Genomic DNA, 20,205 nt, shown 5'->3' on the forward strand with positions numbered 1-20,205 from the left:
TTGCAAGATGAATGAAGCTTCCATCAGAGACAAAAAGTTGCGCAACTTAGAGCAATCAAGCCGCGCGTTTTTGAAAGCTTTTAGAAGATGAAAAAGTGTTGGTAAAGGTAAAACTGAGACCTTATGAAAGCGCAAACAAAGCACGTTGCACAGAGCTTACTACTCCATGAACTCGCTGATATTCGCTTGGGGCATCCATTCAGAGGCTCAATCAAGCAATACGCGGATGGGACAGTCAATGTCATCCAGGTTAGGGATACTGAAATAACGGGCGAAATTAACCACGATAGTATTGTTAAAACTCACTTAAAAACGAAAAAGCAACCCGACTGGTTACAAAACGGAGATGTGCTATTTGTAGCAAAAGGTGCAAAACACCACTGTGTTCTAGTTGAAAATATAAAAGAGCAAACGGTCTGCTCGCCTCACTTTTTTCTAGTGCGATTGAAGCCTGAATATCGTGCTTTAATTTCACCTAACTTTCTGTGTTGGCAATTAAATCAACAACCTGCACAGCGCTATTTTAAAACAACCGCTGAAGGTTCTATGTATTTGAGTATTCGAAGGCAGGTTTTAGAAAGCGTACCAATTAAGCTACTAGAGATTGAAAAGCAAAACCGGCTCACTGCACTACATCAATGTGGCGTAAAAGAGCAAAAGACACTGAAAAAGTTAATACAAAATCGGCAACAACAATTAGAAGCCATTGCATTGCAAGAGCTAGGCATTTGATTACTGAATAGCCGAAGAAAAATTAAATAAAATTTGGGAATAGAAACACATGATAAACAATGTTCAAATCAATCAGGACGATATCAACAAAGCAGTATGGGCCGCTTGTGACACCTTCCGTGGCGTTATCAGTGCCGATACCTATAAAGACTTCATCCTCACCATGCTGTTCTTAAAGTACATCTCTGATGTATACAAAGATGAATACAACAAGCTCATTGCTCAGTATGGTGATAACCCAGACTTAATTCATGCCATGATGTCGAAGCAGCGTTTTGTATTACCTGAGGGCGCGAGCTTTTGGGACTTATACGAAAAACGCTATGAAGCAGGCAATGGTGAGCGAATCGATAAAGCCCTTCATGCTATTGAAGAAGCCAACGGCAGCAAGCTTAAAAACGTATTCCAGGACATCAGCTTTAACACTGACCGCCTAGGCCAAGAAAAACAAAAGAACGACTTACTTCGTCACCTACTTGAAGATTTTGGTAAAGACATTTTAGATTTAAGCTCAGAACGTGTGGGTAGCTTAGATATCATCGGCAATGCCTATGAATACCTTATCAAACACTTTGCGGCTGGTAGTGGTGCTACCGCTGGTGAATATTATACCCCACCCGAAGTTTCGACTCTTTTAGCAACGGTTTTAGAGCCAGTTGAAGGCGACCAAATATGCGACCCATGTACAGGAAGTGGCTCACTACTTCTTAAATGTGGCGCTATGGTGCGTAAAAACTCTGGCTCAAAAAAATACGCCTTATTTGGACAAGAAGCGATTGGTTCAACATGGGCATTAGCCAAAATGAACATGTTCCTACACGGTGAAGATAACCACCGCATTGAATGGGGCGACACCATTCGAAACCCACTACTAAAAGAGAAAGACGGTAACGGCTTACTGCACTTTGATGTAGTGACGGCAAATCCGCCATTTTCATTAGATAAGTGGGGACATGATGATGCCAGCAACGACCCTTATGGGCGATTTAGACGAGGTATTCCACCAAAAACCAAAGGTGACTATGCATTCATCAGCCACATGATTGAAACCCTTAAGCCTGAAAGTGGCCGTATGGGTGTAGTCGTGCCTCATGGTGTGTTATTTAGAGCATCGAGCGAAGGCAAAATTCGCCAACAACTGATCGAAGAAAACTTGCTTGATACCGTAATCGGTTTGCCAGAAAAACTGTTCTTTGGTACAGGCATTCCAGCAGCGATTTTGATATTCAAAAAACACAAGACCGACAAAAACGTATTGTTTATTGATGCGAGCCGTGAGTTCAAGTCAGGTAAAAACCAAAACCAATTAACTGAAGAAAACATTCAAAAAATCATCGACACCTACAAGGCTCGTGAAAGCGTTGATAAATACGCCTACCTAGCCAGTTTTGAAGAAATCAAAGAGAACGACTTTAACCTCAACATCCCTCGTTACGTTGATACCTTTGAAGAAGAAGCTGAGATTGATTTAGTAGCAGTGCGCACTCAGCGTGTACAGCTTAAAAATGAGCTGCAAACCCTTGAAGCAGAGATGGAACGTTACTTAAAGGAGTTGGGTTATGGTGCCTAATGGATGGACATTAACAAGCTTAGGAAAGTTATGCGATATCAATCCTAAAAAGATAAAGAAGCCTGAAAATGGCAAAGTTTCTTTTATTGCCATGAACCAGTTATCAGAAGAAGGCCAGTTAATTTCTCATTTACCGAGAGAGTATGAAGAAGTATCTAAGGGATTTACCTCGTTTAAGGATGGTGATGTATTGGTTGCTAAGATCACGCCCTGTTTTGAAAATGGAAAAGGGGCGCTAGTTCATGGACTTACTAACGGTGTGGGCTTTGGGAGCACTGAATTTCATGTGCTGAGAGCTAAGGAAAACACATCCCCTGAATTTATATATTACCTTACCAGAACTAAGGAACTTAGAGTCAGAGGTGAAAATAATATGCAAGGCTCAGCAGGTCATAGGCGTGTCACTTCTGATTATTTCAATGCATATAAAGTGCTAACACCACCACTCCCAGAACAACGCAAAATCGCAAAAATCCTATCCATTTGGGACAAAGCGATTAGCACCACCGAGCGCCTAATCGACAACAGCAAAAAGCAGAAAAAAGCTCTAATGCAGCAACTGCTCACTGGCAAAAAACGCCTACTTGATGATTCAGGTAAACCGTTTGAGGGTGAGTGGGAAGAAAAACGTCTTTCAGATTTAGGGAATATTTCCTCTGGTGGAACACCGAGTACAACAAAGCCTGAATATTGGGATGGTGATATAAACTGGGTAACACCTACCGATATTACTAAGCAAGATAGTATCTACATTGAGTCAACTGCTCGACTAGTTTCTATGGACGGTATTAAAAACAGCTCTGCAAAACTTCTCCCTAAGGGCACACTGCTTGTTTGTACTCGTGCAACGATAGGTGAAATGGCAATTGCAAGTCATGAAATGAGCACCAACCAAGGTTTTAAAAACATCGTTCCAAATGAGAATACTAATATTGAGTTTGTGTATTACCTTTTAAATTTCTATAAGCATAAACTAATTAGCAAAGCGAGTGGTTCAACTTTCTTAGAGCTTTCTAAGAGTGCTTTTGAAGGACTCCACTTTCATATTCCTAAATTTCAGGAGCAGCAAAAGATTTCGGCAGTATTACTGAACGCTGACCAAGAAATAGAATTATTAGAACAACAGCTTGCTGACCTCAAACAAGAGAAAAAAGCGCTGATGCAGCAACTGTTAACAGGCAAGCGCAGAGTTAAATTGGATGACAAGGAGGTCGCATAATGGACTGTTTAGAACAACGTAGATTAGAGCAAAATAAAAGACCTGATGATGTCAGAGATGAGTTTGATAGGGATGAAGCAAGGCTAATTCACTCAGCAGCTTTCAGACGTTTACAGTCAAAAACTCAAGTTTTAGGGCTAGGTGAGAGTGATTTTTATAGAACTCGACTGACGCACTCAATGGAAGTAGCTCAAATAGGGAGAGGTATTGTTCAGTACCTTAGTAAAAACAAGCAATTTGCGGATTATCATGAGCACTTACCTAACACTTCATTAATAACGGCTATTTGCTTAGCTCACGACATTGGTCACCCTCCTTTTGGTCATGGAGGTGAAGTAGCTTTAAATTATTGTATGCGTAAGCATGGTGGCTTTGAGGGGAATGGTCAAACGTTAAGAATCCTCGGAAAGCTTGACAAGTATACTGGTGAACACGGATTAAACCCTACGAGAAGGATGCTGCTCGGCATCCTGAAATATCCAGTTGCGTACTCTGAACTTGTTAATGAAAAAGCTTACGAACAAGTCTCTGATAAGAATGCTCCTTACTGGTTATTCGAGGCCCGATTGCAGAAGCCACCTAAGTGTTATCACGATTGCGACCAAGAAATCGTTGATTTCATTTTTGATGGATTTGCTAGGGAAGATCTCGCGAAGTTTACTCAAACAGAGCAACCGATAGATAAGGATGAGCCAGAGAAACCTTTGCATAAGAAAAGTTTATACAAATCTTTGGACTGCACAATTATGAATTTAGCAGACAACATTTCATATAGTTTGCATGATTTTGAAGACGCTTTGTCACTTGGGATGATCACTCAAAGGCACTGGCGAGAGCACTTTGAAGGCAAAGAAGCTTTATTTAATGATTTAGCAAAGCAGCTTGTTAGAAACGATTTAAATTTTGATTTAATTACTGCCGACTTATTTCATAAGGAAAGTCACTGTAGAAAAGAAGCTATCGGTAGCTTGGTTAACTTAATGATTACCAATGCAATTATCGAAAAAAACCAGTCAGGTTGTGAAAATCCGTTGCTTAGCTTGGAGGTTAAATTAGCACCTCAAATAGAAAAGCTTAGGCAGCACATTTTTGACTTAGTATGCGAACAAGTTATTTTTGATGAAAATGTTCAACAACTTGAATTTAAGGGACAAAAGCTAGTTATTGAGCTTTTTCAAACGTTAGCTAAAGATCCCAATAGGTTCTTGCCAAAACCAACTAGAGAAAGATTGAAAAAAGCTGGTGAAGGTTTAGAAGGTGAACATAAAAAGTCAGCTCAGCTTCGAGTTATATGTGACTTTGTGTCTGGTATGACTGATGATTACGCGACCAAGTTCTATGAAAAACTCTTTACTCCAAGTAAAGGTTCAATTTTTGATCGGCTTTAGGAGTTAGAAATGGAAATTCAAAACCTAAAATTCGAAGATAGAGATGAATTTAAGCGTAAAAGCATTGCTGAAAAAGTGATTTCAGTATTACAAGCTAACATCGATATTTCCCCTATGGTAATCGATGGTAGTTGGGGTACAGGTAAAACAGAGTTTTGCCATAAACTCATAAACCTAATGCACGTTAGTGATACGCACCATTTAATCTATGTCGATGCATTCAAAGCGGATCATGCTGATGAGCCATTAATGACTGTTCTCGCTGAAGTAATTAAAGTTTTACCTGATGATGATAGTAAGCAGAGCTTTATGAAAAAAGCTCTGCCTGCTGTGCGGTATGGTCTAAAAACAATTGCTAAAGCGGGAGTTTCACACCTTTTAAGGCAAGATGTAGCTGATGTTGCAGATGATTTCGATAAACAAATTCAAGGGGCCGCAGATAAAGCTATAGATGCGACAGTTGAGTCAGTATTAAAAGATCATGTAAAAGCAGATAAAAATTTAAAAGCGTTACAAGTTGCACTGGCGGACATTGCGGCTATTAAACCGATAATTTTATTTGTCGATGAGCTAGATCGATGCAGACCAAACTTTGCTGTTGATATGCTTGAAATTATAAAACATACCTTTGATGTAGAGGGTGTGAAATTTGTTTTGATTACCAATACTCAACAACTCAAGGCGTCAATAAATCATTGTTATGGGCAGTCAGTAGACGCTCAACGGTATTTGGATAAATTTGTTAAATTCACTATCGCTCTTCCTGAAACAGTCGATACCAATGCTCACCGCGAAAGCATTGCAGCAATTGAGCACTATAAAAATTTAGTTAGATCAAGCCATGTATTGGGTGGTATGAAGCTGTATGAATGTGGCTCAATTAGAACAATAGAACAAATTATTATTGCAAATAGATTGTCATTGCGAGAAGTAGAGACTGTTGTTCGCCATATAGAAATTTATGTAACTCTAGCTCAATCAAATAACCTTCAGAGCAACACAATTTTTGGATATAAAGTGCTTACCATATTGGCTATAGCAATTTATAGCATTCAGCCCGAAGTAGCTTTGTCGATACTACAAAAAAGAATTGATGCGAAAGATATTGGTAACTGTTTTGGTATATCAAGTCTGTCAAATGACATTCAAGGTCGTCCTGATGAGCAGGAACTAATCTGTTATATGCTTGGGTATACTGCTTTGCATAATAAAGAGCATTTTACACCAACAGAAGATGCCGATATATGGAAGCAAGAAAGTGCCCGATACTTTCAAGGTGGATACTGGCGAACAGATGACTTTGCATCTATTTGCGCTGAAGCGATTCAAACGCTGACAATGTGCTAAAGGATTAGAAATGACTACGACAGTTAAATTTCAAGAAGAATTCAGCGCCAAAGTACCAGCTCTTACGCTGTTAACAAACCTTGGCTACACCTTCATTCCACCAAGCGAATGCGAAGCGCTACGAGGGAATACCCTAGCAAGGGAAAAGAAAAGTACTCATCAGGTTATTTTATTGCCTCTAATGCGTGCTTTTTTAGCAAAGCAAACGTTCTCGTTTGCGGGTAAGCAACACACATTATCAGAAGCAGCTATTGATAAAGTCTTGCATGAGCTAAACCCTGCCATGAACTTAGGGTTAAAAGCGGCTAATGAGAAAATTTACAATGCTTTAATGTATGGCGTGAGTGTTACCGAATTCATTGATGGAAAAAAAGCCTCCCCCACCATTAAGCTTATTGATTGGCACAATCTTGATAATAACCAATTCCATTTTACTGAAGAGTTAGTGGTTCAAAATGCCGAAGGCACTGGTAATCGAATTCCAGATATTGTCTGTTTTGTGAATGGTTTGCCACTAGTCGTGATTGAGGCGAAACGCCCGGATTCAAATAAAGAAGGTAAATCGACCAACGCTGAGGCGATTTCTCAGCATATTCGGAATCAAGGTCAGGCTGAAATTCCTCATTTGTATGCCTATAGCCAACTTCTATTAGCAGTAAATGGGCATGAAGGTTTATATGCTACTTGCGGCACTCCTGAAAAGTTTTGGGCGAAGTGGAAGGAAGAACAAATCCCAGAAGCGGAATTTGTTAGGTTAAAAAATCATAAACTGAGCGATGAACAATTAAATGGGCTATTTAAGCATCGTCCTGCCAAAGCGAAAGATGACTATCTATCTTTGGTTTCAGCAGGAGACTTAACTGTTACCGACCAAGATAGGCTTATTGTCAGCTTGTTGCGCCCTGAGCGCCTGCTTGATATGACTCGCCTGTTTACCTTGTTTGATAAAAAAGCTGGCAAGATTGTCGCTCGATACCAGCAGGTATTTGGCATAAAAGCACTTATTGAGCGAATTAACACCTTTGATGACTCAGGTGCTCGTGAAGGTGGTGTTATTTGGCACACCACAGGTAGCGGCAAGTCATTTACTATGGTGTTTTTATCAAAAGCGCTTATTTGGCTTGAAGAGCTGGCTCAATGCCGTGTGATCATAGTTACAGACCGTGTGGACTTGGAAGATCAGCTAAGCCGTACCTTTGCATCTGGTGGTGTATTAACTGACCGAGATAAAAAAGATGCAATGGCGACCACTGGTAAGCGTTTAGCCGAACAAATTGGTAAGGGAAATGAGCGAGTTATCTTCTCGATCATTAATAAGTTTGGCTCTGCGATTAAATACAAAGAATGCTACAACGACAGCCCAAACATTATTGTACTAGTGGATGAAGGCCACCGTAGCCAGAACGGCGAAAATAATATCCGTATGCAGCAGACGCTGCCTAAAGCGGCCTATATTGCTTTTACGGGTACGCCACTGTTGAAGGACGACAAGACCGAAAACAAATTCGGTAAGATCATCCACTCCTATACTATGCAGCAAGCGGTTGAAGATAAAACTGTGACCCCTCTGTTGTATGAAGAGCGTATTCCAGAGCTGAACGTTAACGACAAAGCCATTGATGCATGGTTTGAACGCAGCACTAGTAAACTTACAGATAAACAAAAAACCGATCTGAAGAAGAAGTTTTCTCAAAAAGGGCAGATTTACCAAACAGAAGGTCGTATTGAGTTAATTGCTTACGATATTGCCGACCACTTCCAGAACTTTAAACAGCAAGGTTTAAAGGGCCAATTAGCATGTGACTCCAAAGCCTCTGCTATTCGTTATAAGAAGGCATTGGATAAAATAGGCACAGTTACATCGGTGGTTGCGATGTCGGCTCCAGATACTCGTGAGGGTCACGAGGCGGTTGATCAGGAAAGTAAGGACATTGTGCAAAATTGGTGGAAGGCAAACGTTAATAAAATGGACGAAAAAGCCTACACCAAAGCCATTATTGAAGACTTTGGTAGAGATGATGGCCCTGACATTATGATAGTGGTAGATAAGCTGCTGACAGGCTTTGACGAGCCAAAGAACACTGTACTTTATATCGATAAGCCTCTAAAAGAGCACAACCTAATACAAGCAATTGCCCGTGTTAACCGATTGCATAGCAAAAAGCAGTTTGGTTACTTAATTGATTACCGAGGCATATTAAAAGAGCTTGATACCACGATAGAAAAGTACCAAGACCTTGCAGAACGCACCCAAGGCGGCTTTGATATTGATGATCTGAAAGGTTTGTATAACCGCATGGATACGGAATACAAAAAGCTTCCGGGACTACACAGTGATTTATGGGCAATATTTGATGGTGTTAAAAACAAGCAAGATGGCCCAGCGCTTCGCCAAGCCTTAGCGCCAAAGGTGCAAGAAGTCGATGGTAAGCTTGTCGATACTAATCTTAAAAAACGTGATGACTTTTATTCTGCTCTAACCGCTTTTTCAAACTGTATGAAAGTAGCATTGCAATCAGCAACCTACTTTGAAGATAAGTCTTTTGATAATAAGCGTGACTTGTACAAACGTGATCTAAAAGCCTTTGTCGATTTGCGTAAACAAGTTCGTGAAGATGCTGACGAAACCATTAATTATGATGAATACGCAGAAGATATTCGCAGCCTTCTAGACAAGCACATTGCTGGTATTGAAGTAAAAGAGCCTGATGGTGCGTACTTGGTAGGTAATTTAGGGAAGGACGTTAAGCCACAGGATATGAGCGATGACGAGGCTCGTAACCAGACTGATAAAATCACAGGCCGAATCACTAAGATGATTGAACAAGACTTAGCAGATGATCCTTATGCACAGGAGTATTTCTCTAAGATGCTGAAAAAGGCAATTGAAGATGCCAAAGCGATGTTTGATGCGCCTGTTAAGCAATACATCCTTTTTGCCGATTTTGAACAGGAAGTAAAAGAGCGACAGATAGTAGATATGCCTGATGAGTTTGTGGATGACTCAGGCAAGTTGAATAAACATGCCCAAGCTTACTTTGGCTTATTCAAGCACCTATTTGATGCTGACTTCTTGAATGAAAAATCATTAGACAATGATAAGTTGGTTGCCTTGGCATTTAGTATTGATGACGTAGTCAATACGGCTGTTGCTGAGTATTCCATTAATCATGCGGAAATTGAAAATGCAATCCACATGAAGTTATTACCTATGTTATTTGCTGAACTTGGGCTTGATAACGCGCAAAAGCTAATTGAAGAAGTACTCAAGATCACTCGACTCGGCTTATCAAGAGGCTAATGAAAGTGAATAAGCAAGCTGTTTCTGCCGCAATTTGTGGAAAAGAAAGCCGACCAACAACCAATGAGCCTGGTGTTTTTACCTATGGTAACGACACCATTCACTATGATGTTATTCGTAACACCAAGCCTGCTGATGATGCTAAAAAAACAGCGCGCAAGGTAACTATTAAGGTTCACCCTGATCAACGTGTTGTAGTTACTGTGCCTCATGATGCCTGTGATGAGGCTATTCAGGAAGCCGTTTATAAGCGTGCCAGATGGGTTTGGCAAAGCATTGATGAATTTGCTAAACAAAAAGATACGGTTTTACCTAAGCGTTATGTGAGTGGCGAAACTCAGTTTTACCTAGGTAAGCGCTATGTCTTAAAGATCATCAATGATGCTGAGCAAGTACCTAACGTAAAACTAAGCCGTGGCAAATTGAACGTTACAATCAAGCATGAAGCTAGTAAAGATATTGATGATCGGTTGGTGAAAGTTAAACCACTAATCGACAAGTGGTATCAACACAAAGCAAAAGGAATTTTTCATGAGCGATTAGCCGCGTTACTTCCAAAAGCTACTTGGGTAACAGGCATTCCTTCATTTCGAGTAATGGCAATGAAAAAGCAATGGGGAAGTTGCTCAACCAAAGGCAACTTGATGCTCAATACGCACCTTGTAAAAGCGCCTAAAGAATGCATTGATTACGTCATATTACATGAGCTTTGCCATATAGCTGAGCACAATCACAGCGAAAGATTCTGGCGTTTGTTAACCCAAGTAATGCCGAATTGGAAAGAAGTAAAAGCCAAATTAGATGATATGGCGGAAATGTATTTGAATGAGTGATGCGCGGCTACTGCTAAACTAGATTAGACTTTGAGTCAATTTCTTCATTCATTATTGCAAGGATCTTATCTCTTTTTTCTTTTGGTAATTGATGCAACATAACCACAAAGTTGGCCATTTCTTCCGTTTCGCAAAAGAAATAATTAAGCGGCACATCCAGCTCTTCAGCTATTCGTTTTAAAGTTTGTAAATCCGGAGTATGCCTACCTTTTTCATAATGGTTCATACGCCCACTCGCCGAACTGGGCTCCAGACCAATCTTAATTCCCAGCGACTTCTGAGAAAGTTTTGATCGTACCCGAGCTTCTTTAAGCCGGTATGGCAATGGGTTGATGAATTCCAATGAATATTCATAAGTAAATTTATAATACTTAGATTCTCTAAGTTTTATCCTATCATGTATACTTAGGAATACTAAGTTTAATGATGAGTAACACTCTGTGAATAAGCCATATGCGCAAGATACAAAAGATCTGGCGATTAAAAAAATATTGAACAGTGAAAAACGAGTTCCTGAAGTAGCTAGTGAGCTGGGTATTTCCTCAAGTACTCTGTATCGGTGGATAAAGTTAAAAAGGGAGGAGAAAAACAACTCAAAGAGTAAGTTCTTAATGAAAAAGCTGGAATCTAGGTTGGAAGAAATATCTGAGGAGCGAGAAGTATTGTTAAAGGCAGCTTCAATTTTAGCAAGAGAGATCCGCTAATTCTTCAACGTACTCAAAAAGTGGTTTATTGAGATGATATTAGAGTAAGTTCTTAGCTAAATATAGGTAACAGTTTACGCGGCGGTTTTTAGGTGGCATTTGCTCGATAAAAACGTAGATGACATTATGTAGAATTCCCCCGCCCCTTTGCCGGCTCCAGAAGCAAACTGACCAATAAGATACTCGTAGGCATCTCCGAGTACATCAATGTCAGTTTCATGATGTAAAAAGTCAATATCATCAAGTCGCACCAGAATTTTAGTAACTAGTTCATTTTTCGCTTTTTCTGTTTTCCCTAGCTTATTTGACGTTAAGTCTAGATCATCGAAGAGCCCTGTAAAATCATCTTCAGAAGCAGTCCCCATAGTACTTTGTTCTATATGATTCAGAACTTGAGTTAACCTCTCTATGATGAACTCCCCATTCGAACCCTTTTCAGCTAAGACATGAAAGAGCTCACTCGGTTTCAAAAAGTAGCCAAGATGATCAATAGCTTCCTCTTTAACTGCATCGAGGTACTCTTTCCCTTCGTCTGTATCTTCATCAATTGCGTCAAACTTGATACTATCTTCTTTTAAAATATCATCTGCATACAAGTCCATACGTTCAGACAAATATTTATAAAAAATAAATCCTAAGATAAAGTCCCTAAAGTCATCTGCACTCATATTGCCTCTTAATTGATTAGCAATATTCCATAGTTGTTTTTCCAGCTCTTTTTTATGTTGTTCAACCATTTACTCTATTCTCTTAATTTTTTAGTTAGAGGTAAAACCTCTTTATTGCGATAGTAATGTATTCGCGCTATCTAATCTTCTAAAAAGTAATCGCTATCAAGCGTTTTACTTCAAATACGTGTTTGGTACTAACGCCTAAATTATGACTAAGCATTGCTCTGTAAGTTGTGCACCATCTATAAGCACTATTCGTTTGTCTATTCTACCAATGTAGTCAAAGGCGTCTTTACTAAAACTGCTGGTGGTAATGAATACGCCTTTTTTAGCGCGGTGCATATCAAGCGCCCCCGCAAAAGCTTGTATATCTGGTCTACCCACTGTTTTATTGGTGTAGCGTTTGGCCTGTAAATATATCATTTCGAGGCCGAGTTTATCTTCTTTTATTATGCCATCAATGCCACCGTCTTGAGTATATTGCGTAGCTTGGCCTGCATCTTTGCGTGATCCGCCGTAACCCATGGCGAGCATTAAATCGACTACAAGGTTTTCAAAGAATACGGGGGATGCTGCTAGTATCGCTTTTAGTACTTCGTCACTTAAATTGGTATTGAGCGTATCGACTGCAGCTTCGATAAGCTCTTCAGGGGTTTTATCTGAATTGTTACTGACTATGCTGGTGGCATTCACTTGTGCAGATTCACTTTCGTCTTTAGAACGTGTTTTAAAATCAATGAATGCATCAAATTTGCTTAAGTATTGGTTATTGATTGGCTCGCCAGACTCAATTGCAGCTAGCCCTTTTGGGGTGATTTTACAAAAAGCTCTTTTAGGTTGCTCAATTAAACCCGCTTGCACTAAGTAAGTTTTGGCCCAGCCTAAACGATGATAAGCATAAGTTTGCTTTCCACTGGGAATACGCAGTTTAAGCTGCTCAGCCGATAAGCTTAGGCTTTGGTAAACGCTTGCTTCAATATCTTTGAGCTTTACGGTTTTACCGCTAGCTAAACATTCTAAAAGAGGAGTCATGAAAGATTGGTAATCGGGTAACGACATTGTATTCCCTTGCCAAGCCATATTAGTAGATAACTAAACAGCTAATCCATTGTTCTTATTAGTTGAGATAATATACAAATTATGATTATGGGGCAAAGGTTATGTAAGCAGCTTTACTATGCTTTATAAACAATTAACCCCTCGCAGGGCGCTGAGCTTACGGGTAGCGGGAGGGGTGTTGTTACGCGTAATTATAGAGCTTAAAAGTATAATTTCAAGATATTTGTATATACCTAAGAAGTATACTTGAGTGATAAATACACTTTATAAGTATAAAATCAAACAAACGGATCTAGTAAATCTTCGTCAAACACTAAGCCTTTAAGATTGTTACTGTGGATGATGTTTTTAAACTCATCAGTACAATAAACTTTTTGAGCACCTTCCAGCTTAGACTTAAATAATAACTTGCTTTGTATGTCGTCTTGCTCAAAGGTAAGTAACTCTAAACCGTCTTCAAAGCCATCTTCGTATTTGGTTAAACACATGTCTTTTTGCTCTTGTCCGAAGGTAAGCAAATTAAACAACATCATGTTATTGCCTTCAGCTTTAACGGGTAAAAACTCTCCAAAACTTGCTAAACGCTCTTTCAATAACTCATATACTGGCATCTTCATTATTAGAAATTTGCCTAGCAGCGATATGTCATAGTCTTGCTTTTTAGCTTTACCAAAATAATCAAAATTTAACCCCTCGGGCCATAGATGACTAAATTCGATATTATTTAGTGAGGCTGACATAAACATCTTTAATACAGTATCTGGTTCAAGGTCACTGTGCTTTGAAAGTATTTTTGATAGTTCAACAATATTAAAGTCGATTACGTCGTATGTGTAAGCTTCGTTTTTGATTTGATATACAGTCACTATAAAGCCTTCCAGTTTTCGTCTTTTGGTGCAAGTAAACCTGCGGGTACAGTACCCGTTTTTATTTTAACTTTAACAGTTTTTAGCCTGTTCAAAAATAAAGCTTTAGGCGTAGCCGCATTACCAAAGTTAGTATTTATCCATGTCTCATAATTATATCTGTGTAGCTTTCGATGAGGCGGCGAAGCTGGACTATCCCAATTTTGTTCTTTATTTTTTTCAAAATTAATTAACCATACGCCGTTGATAGGATCGTTAATACCGACTCCATGTAGATGAAGGTTAAGCCTTGTTTGTAACATGTTCGCTGATTGGTACTGCCCTTTGCCACAAATAATATGATGAGCTTCGTGCAGCTTAGTTGGTTTAGGTTCCCCTATTGCAGCCAAGTGACGAGCAAGCTTTTTTGTTGGATGATGCTTTTCTTGTTTTAATTGCGTAACTGAAGAACTCGCACTCAGCTCACGATATTCTTTTAAATCTGTTTGTAAGCGAGCATGAGCTGTAATTCTCTCTTTCTCTTTTTGCAAATGATTAAAGTCACGAGCCATCTTATTTTTAAGCTCTTCGCTCGCCTGCCCCTTTTGAGCTATTCGCTTATTATGAAAATCTTTAGCTTTTAATTCATAATTATAAATAGCCATTTCTAAGGGTGAAGGGTTCTGAGGCCTTTCAGGGTGAGGGTACTGCTGTAATTGTTTCATAAAAACGCTCTTCCTTGATTATTTGATTACGATTGGGTGTATAATACAAAAACTGAACAGTTTATCAATTTTTATGTATGTTTTTCGGTACTGACTTAAGCTCACTTCCTCTTTAGTAAAATAATCTCTATGCACCAGAAACCGACTCCAAGTGGTTACCATAGCGGTTACCAAACACAGTTAAAACAATCTAAATCAATATTAACCCATTGATAAATAAAAAGTTTTAAACACCACCCCATATTCAGATCCAGAATATTGAGTAACTTTTTTTGGCTTTACCACTCACTTGAGCATAATTAGCTAAATAAAGTACAATATAATAATTGAAGGCTTGAGCTGTTTATAGTTCGAGCCTGTTTATTTTTAGATAGAGAAAATAATGGCACACTCTCGCGGAAACTTATTTATTTTATCTGCGCCTTCTGGGGCGGGTAAATCGAGCTTAATAAATGCATTACTGAAAAAACATGCTGATATGAAAGTATCGGTATCACACACCACCCGCGCACCGCGCCCTGGTGAAAACGATGCGGAACATTATCATTTTGTATCGGTTGATGAGTTTAAGGCACTAATTGCCAAAGATGACTTTTTTGAATGGGCACAAGTATTTGACAATTATTACGGTACTTCTAAGCAAGCTATTGAAGAGCAACTCGCCGCTGGCATTGATGTGTTTTTAGATATTGATTGGCAAGGCGCTCGCCAAGTTCGAGAAATAATGGATGACGTAAAAACTATCTTTATTTTACCGCCGTCAAAGCAAGAGTTAGAGCAACGTTTAAATAACCGTGGCCAAGACTCAGCTGAAATTATTGCCGGGCGTATGGCACAAGCTCAATCAGAAACCTCTCATTACGATGAGTATGACTTTGTTGTTGTGAATGATGATTTTGATACTGCTTTAAGTGAGATAGAAAGTATTGTTATTGCACAGCGATTAACGCTAAAAGCGCAAACAACACGTCATCAAACTTTAATTAATGAGCTACTCAAATAATCTAAATTAAGATAAATTAGGTGTTCATGCCCTAAAACAGATAAAAATTAACCACTGGCTATTGGCGAAACCTGCTGCGTGCAGTAAACTACGCCTTTGCTTTTAAATTATTTTGGAGTGCTAAGATGGCTCGCGTAACAGTTGAAGATGCAGTAGATGCAATTGGTAATCGTTTTGACTTAATTTTAGTTGCGGCCCGTCGTGCCCGCCAAATTGCTGTTGGTGGTAAAGATCCACTAGTAGATCCTGAGAACGATAAGCCAACAGTTGTTGCTTTACGTGAAATCGAACTTGGTTTAGTTGATAATTCTTCAATGGATGTTATTGACCGTGAAGAACAACAACACCAAGAAGCGGCAGAACTAGCTGCTGTTGCTGCCATTGTTGGTGGCAACCAATAATCAACCGCCCGGTTTGATTTAGCTAACGGCATAGTATTTCAACTATAGCCGTTGGCAATCCTTTGTTTTCATCGTATATTCGTAACTTATCCTAACTTATTTGCTTCACGAGAACATTGGAGTGTGAATGTATCTTTTTGAAGGTCTTAAAAAGAAAATCTCAAAATACTTGCCAGCAGACGATGTTGAGCTAGTTCAAAAAGCCTATGTGGTAGCCCGAGAGGCCCATGAAGGTCAAACTCGCTCAAGTGGCGAGCCTTACATTACTCACCCCGTTGAAGTAACTCAGATACTAGCTAGCATGCACCTTGACCATGAAACGCTCATGGCAGCATTGATGCACGATGTGATTGAAGATACCGATTTTAGCCAACAAGATTTAGCTGAAATATTTGGTGAAACGGTGGCTGAACTCGTTGAAGGTGTGAGCAAGCTTGATAAGTTAAGCTTTAAAGATAAAAAAGAGTTTCAAGCTGAAAACTATCGAAAAATGATTATGGCAATGACCCAAGATATTCGGGTTATTTTAATCAAGTTGGCTGATAGAACGCATAACATGCGAACATTAGGCGCACTTCGTCCTGATAAACGCCGCCGTATTGCTCGCGAAACTCTAGAAATTTATGCGCCGATTGCTAATCGTTTAGGTATTCACGATATAAAAAATGAGCTAGAAGACTTAGGTTTTCAAGCGCTGTATCCAATGCGTCATCGTGCACTTAAATCTGAAGTGGCTAAAGCGCGTGGAAATCGCAAAGAAGTTATTTCAAATATTCAAACAGAAATTGAAGCACGCCTTGAGGAGTCTGGCATAAAGGCCACCGTATCAGGCCGTGAAAAGCATCTATACAGTATTTATAAAAAAATGCTCAACAAAGAGTTACTATTTAACGAAGTCATGGATATTTACGCTTTTCGTATTGCGGTAGATTCTATGGACACCTGTTATCGCGTACTCGGCGTTGCTCATAACTTATATAAGCCAATTGAAACCCGCTTTAAAGACTATATTGCCGTGCCAAAAACTAATGGCTATCAATCACTTCATACTTCTTTGGTTGGCCCGCATGGTATTCCTGTTGAAATTCAAATCCGTACTCACGATATGGATCACATGGCAGACAAAGGAGTCGCGGCTCACTGGATGTATAAAAAGTCTGGTGACAATGCGGGTCACACTGCGCAGCAGCGTGCTCGCCAATGGATGCAAAGCTTACTAGAGTTACAGCAAAGTGCGGGATCATCATTTGAGTTTGTTGAAAACGTTAAAACCGAACTCTTCCCTGAAGAAATTTATGTCTTTACCCCAGATGGTCGCATCGTTGAACTGCCAATGGGCGCGACTGCGGTCGATTTTGCTTATGCCGTTCATACTGATGTTGGTAATACTTGTGTAGGCGCACGCGTTAATCGTAAACCTTATCCTTTAAGTAAAGCCATTGATACTGGGCAAACAATAGAAATTATTACTAGCTCAGGCGCTCATCCTAACGCAACATGGCTTAACTTTATTGTTACTGGTAAAGCGCGACTGGGCGTACGTAACTACCTTAAAAGCCAACAGCATGAAGAAGCATTATTATTAGGTCGTCGCTTACTTGATTCAGCCCTAGGTGAAAACAAGTTTGATAACCTGCCAGCTGAAAATATTACGCGAGTGCTTGAGGAGCATGAACTCTCTTCAACCTTAGAGCTACTGGTAGAAATTGGCTCAGGTAATTTAATGAGCATGCTGATTGCCAAACGCTTATTACAAAACGATAACGATGATTTAAACGATATTGCTAAACGTGCAAAAGCGACCATTATTGGTACTGAAGGTATGTTAGTTAATTATTCAAAATGTTGTCGTCCAGTGCCTGGAGACGCTATTACAGCTCACGTAAGCCAGGGTAAAGGTTTAACGGTTCATCGCCAAGAGTGTAAGAACATTCGTGGCTGGGAAAATGATCGTTCAAAATACCTAGTCGTAAAATGGGATGATAATCCAGAAAAAGAATACATTGCGGCTTTACGAGTAGAAATTATTAACCACCAAGGTGCGCTGGCTAAATTAACCAATGTGGTCGCAACGACACAGGCCAATATTGTAGAAATAGCTACCGATGAAAAAGAAAGTAATTTATACGTGATAGACTTAGGGATCACAGTTAAAAACCGTATCCATGTCGCTAATATCATGCGTCGTATACGTGTGATGCCGGATGTACAAAAAGTCTATCGTAAAAAATAAAATAGGAACATCATGAATAAAGCATTTATATCAACGGATAAAGCACCTGCAGCGATTGGCACATACAGCCAAGCAGTAAAAGTGGGCACAGCGGTTTATTTATCTGGGCAAATTCCACTTGTCCCTGAAACAATGGACGTTATATCTGAAGACTTTAGCGAGCAAACACACCAAGTATTTAAAAATATTTGTGCGGTTTGTGAAGAAGCTGGCGGCACCATTCAAGATTTAGTAAAAGTAAATATTTACCTTACTGATCTTTCAAATTTTGCCATTGTTAACGAAGTAATGAGCCAATATTTTAAACAGCCTTATCCTGCTCGCGCTGCTATTGGCGTTCGTGCACTACCTAAAGGTGTACAAGTAGAAATAGACGGCATTATGGAACTTCCTTCAACAAACTAACCTCTATAAGCTATGAGCGCCGCTCATAGCTTTTATTCCAATCTGTAACTACACTTTGATGAATTCTTGACTCAAAACTAAAATTCTAGCACTCTGTAATCACGTTATTTTATTAAACCTTACTTTAGTAGTAGAAAAGGATAACTTGTGTTTAAGCTTGCTCATAATGGCAATGTATTGCTCGATACGAGTAAATCTGCACCCGCCAGTGCTGCTTTTATCATTGAAGCAATTGAACAATCGCCTTACAGCGAGTGTGAAATCAATCATGACGCCATAAATAACTATTTCAGCAGTGCAACACCTGAACGTATATTAGTTGTTGCAACACGTCATGATGCCACCTTAAGCGTGGAGATAAGTGATGATAAAATGCTAGCCACGGGCACGCTCACTCTTGCTAAAGGGGGAGCAACACTGAGTTTTGATGAAGCTAAAAAAGAATTAGTTAAAGCGCACGTCGCAAGAGGTTATAAACAAGCATTTTTAGAGCAACTTTTACAAAAGCAATCTGAACTCCCACCTGGCTCCGTAGTCAGTGGTCCACTCGCCAAAGGGCGCTTACCTATAGACGGTAAACCAACTAAATTTAACGCAATGGTTCAAACACTTAAAGATCGTCTCAAAGCCCCTAAATTAAAAGAAGATGGCAGTGTAGATATGCGTGACTTTGGTAAGTTAGCAAGTGTAAAACCAGGTGAATTACTAGTACAGCAACAACCCGCTACACCAGGCCAAGAAGGGTTTACCGTGTTAGGCGATGTATTACCTGCAAAACCCGGAGAGGTTCATACTCTAATTGCAGGTGAGGGCACTGAAATCTCAAAAAATAATCCGATGGAATTACTCTCTACGATTGCTGGCGTGCCGGTTGAAATAAATAATGGCATGCGTGTTGACGATATTTTTACTGTCAACGATGTGTCGGTAAAAACAGGGCATATCGACTTTGAAGGCAGTGTGATAGTGAGTAAAAATGTAGAGCCAGGAATGCGTATTAATGCAACGGGCGACATTACCGTTTTTGGTACGGTTGAATCTGGCGAATTAACCGCAGGAGGCGATATAACTGTAAAACAAGGGGTAATTGGCCATCAAAAGCCTGAAGATAAATCACTGTCTTGTAGAATAATATGCGCAGGCGATGTCCATGCCTCACACTCTCAATATTGTTACATTGAAGCTAATAACATTCTGCTTGAACGTCAAGCTAGCCACAGCTCAATGAAAGCAAAGAGTACAATACAAATTGGTCAATCAGAGTTACCTAAAGGAAAGCTATTTGGGGGTGAAATTCTAGATGCCACTAAACTGATTGCCGGCGAGATAGGTAATGAATCTGGTGCTAAAATGGTAATTAATTTAGCGGCTTCAGCCACTGAAATGACCAAAGAGATTGATAAATCTTTTAGTGAACTAACAGCAACAAATGAACAAGTTGATAGTTTACAAGCGGCTTTAGAAAAAGCAGATTTAATTAAAGATGCAGATAAAAAAAATGAACTCATAAATAAAATTGGCACCACGCAGCTACACCATAGTCAGCAAGCAGAACAATTAGAAAAGCAGGTAGCAGGTTTAGAGCAAAAACTGAATACGTTACTCGATGAAGCCATGTTGACTGTGAATAGCGTTTTACATTCGGGTGTAGAGATCCATATCTTCAATAAACTGCTTAAAACGACCCGTAACTTCCCACCGAGTAGTGTTAAGTTAGAAAATAATAAAATAGAAATTGAATTTAAAACTTAATAATAAGGGGCTGTTAG

Annotated in this window: 18 protein-coding genes; 13 read left to right on the forward strand and 5 right to left on the reverse strand. The window is 39.5% G+C overall.

Annotation, left to right across the window (positions count from 1 at the left end):
- The first annotated feature begins 123 nt into the window (after positions 1-123).
- Genes ABZP26_RS14950 through ABZP26_RS14980 form a run of 7 tightly spaced genes read left to right on the forward strand, consistent with a single transcriptional unit; the run spans position 124 to position 10,390 of the window.
- Complete coding sequence (locus ABZP26_RS14950; protein WP_273007821.1) at positions 124-732, forward strand: restriction endonuclease subunit S; 609 nt, start codon at positions 124-126, stop codon at positions 730-732.
- A gap of 49 nt (positions 733-781) precedes the next feature.
- Entirely contained in the window at positions 782-2,302 is a 1,521-nt protein-coding gene (locus ABZP26_RS14955) for a type I restriction-modification system subunit M (protein ID WP_368485120.1), read from the forward strand.
- The gene (locus ABZP26_RS14960; RefSeq protein ID WP_368485121.1) at positions 2,292-3,521 is read left to right on the forward strand and encodes a restriction endonuclease subunit S; all 1,230 of its coding nucleotides are present in this window, start codon (positions 2,292-2,294) and stop codon (positions 3,519-3,521) included. The genes ABZP26_RS14955 and ABZP26_RS14960 overlap by 11 nt, the downstream gene beginning before the upstream one ends.
- Positions 3,521-4,909, forward strand: a complete 1,389-nt coding sequence (locus ABZP26_RS14965; RefSeq protein WP_368485122.1) for an anti-phage deoxyguanosine triphosphatase — start codon at positions 3,521-3,523, stop codon at positions 4,907-4,909. The genes ABZP26_RS14960 and ABZP26_RS14965 overlap by 1 nt, the downstream gene beginning before the upstream one ends.
- Positions 4,910-4,918: 9 nt before the next feature.
- On the forward strand, positions 4,919-6,256 hold the full coding sequence (locus ABZP26_RS14970) for a KAP family NTPase (protein ID WP_368485123.1): 1,338 nt from the start codon (positions 4,919-4,921) through the stop codon (positions 6,254-6,256).
- A 10-nt stretch (positions 6,257-6,266) separates the two neighbouring features.
- Entirely contained in the window at positions 6,267-9,557 is a 3,291-nt protein-coding gene (locus ABZP26_RS14975) for a type I restriction endonuclease subunit R (RefSeq protein ID WP_368485124.1), read from the forward strand.
- On the forward strand, positions 9,557-10,390 hold the full coding sequence (locus ABZP26_RS14980) for a M48 family metallopeptidase (protein WP_368485125.1): 834 nt from the start codon (positions 9,557-9,559) through the stop codon (positions 10,388-10,390). The genes ABZP26_RS14975 and ABZP26_RS14980 overlap by 1 nt, the downstream gene beginning before the upstream one ends.
- Positions 10,391-10,403: 13 nt before the next feature.
- On the opposite strand, the gene ABZP26_RS14985 is transcribed toward ABZP26_RS14980, so the two are convergent.
- Positions 10,404-10,733, reverse strand: a complete 330-nt coding sequence (locus tag ABZP26_RS14985; RefSeq protein WP_368485126.1) for a helix-turn-helix domain-containing protein — start codon at positions 10,731-10,733, stop codon at positions 10,404-10,406.
- Positions 10,734-10,830: 97 nt separating this feature from the next.
- Between ABZP26_RS14985 and ABZP26_RS14990 the strand changes: the two genes are divergently transcribed.
- Complete coding sequence (locus tag ABZP26_RS14990; protein ID WP_368485127.1) at positions 10,831-11,094, forward strand: transposase; 264 nt, start codon at positions 10,831-10,833, stop codon at positions 11,092-11,094.
- Positions 11,095-11,168: 74 nt separating this feature from the next.
- Here ABZP26_RS14990 and ABZP26_RS14995 read toward each other — a convergent pair whose 3' ends face one another.
- From ABZP26_RS14995 to ABZP26_RS15010, 4 genes are all read right to left on the reverse strand, one after another.
- A complete protein-coding gene (locus ABZP26_RS14995; RefSeq protein ID WP_368485128.1) occupies positions 11,169-11,831 on the reverse strand; it encodes a type I restriction-modification system subunit M N-terminal domain-containing protein in 663 nt (220 codons plus the stop codon).
- A gap of 135 nt (positions 11,832-11,966) precedes the next feature.
- A complete protein-coding gene (locus ABZP26_RS15000; protein ID WP_244152577.1) occupies positions 11,967-12,824 on the reverse strand; it encodes a restriction endonuclease in 858 nt (285 codons plus the stop codon).
- A gap of 278 nt (positions 12,825-13,102) precedes the next feature.
- A complete protein-coding gene (locus ABZP26_RS15005; protein ID WP_128583649.1) occupies positions 13,103-13,690 on the reverse strand; it encodes a hypothetical protein in 588 nt (195 codons plus the stop codon).
- Positions 13,690-14,394, reverse strand: a complete 705-nt coding sequence (locus tag ABZP26_RS15010) for an AHH domain-containing protein (RefSeq protein WP_128583650.1) — start codon at positions 14,392-14,394, stop codon at positions 13,690-13,692. The genes ABZP26_RS15005 and ABZP26_RS15010 overlap by 1 nt, the downstream gene beginning before the upstream one ends.
- A 382-nt stretch (positions 14,395-14,776) precedes the next feature.
- On the opposite strand from ABZP26_RS15010, the gene gmk reads away from it, so the two are divergent.
- The 5 genes from gmk (at position 14,777) to ABZP26_RS15035 (ending at position 20,188) form a co-directional block, all read left to right on the forward strand.
- Positions 14,777-15,397 (forward strand): guanylate kinase, encoded by a 621-nt coding sequence (gmk, locus tag ABZP26_RS15015; RefSeq protein WP_013466062.1) that lies wholly within the window; start codon positions 14,777-14,779, stop codon positions 15,395-15,397.
- A gap of 125 nt (positions 15,398-15,522) precedes the next feature.
- Positions 15,523-15,798, forward strand: a complete 276-nt coding sequence (gene rpoZ, locus ABZP26_RS15020) for a DNA-directed RNA polymerase subunit omega (protein ID WP_008108220.1) — start codon at positions 15,523-15,525, stop codon at positions 15,796-15,798.
- 127 nt (positions 15,799-15,925) lie between these two features.
- Positions 15,926-18,031 (forward strand): bifunctional GTP diphosphokinase/guanosine-3',5'-bis pyrophosphate 3'-pyrophosphohydrolase, encoded by a 2,106-nt coding sequence (gene spoT, locus ABZP26_RS15025; RefSeq protein ID WP_013466063.1) that lies wholly within the window; start codon positions 15,926-15,928, stop codon positions 18,029-18,031.
- A gap of 12 nt (positions 18,032-18,043) precedes the next feature.
- Positions 18,044-18,436 carry a RidA family protein gene (locus ABZP26_RS15030; protein ID WP_013466064.1) on the forward strand — a complete coding sequence of 131 codons (393 nt, stop codon included), beginning with the start codon at positions 18,044-18,046 and terminating at the stop codon, positions 18,434-18,436.
- Between the two features lie 147 nt (positions 18,437-18,583).
- Complete coding sequence (locus ABZP26_RS15035) at positions 18,584-20,188, forward strand: DUF342 domain-containing protein (protein ID WP_013466065.1); 1,605 nt, start codon at positions 18,584-18,586, stop codon at positions 20,186-20,188.
- Positions 20,189-20,205 lie beyond the last annotated feature (17 nt).

The sequence above is a fragment of the Pseudoalteromonas sp. SD03 genome, from assembly GCF_040937955.1.
GTDB lineage: Bacteria > Pseudomonadota > Gammaproteobacteria > Enterobacterales > Alteromonadaceae > Pseudoalteromonas > Pseudoalteromonas tetraodonis.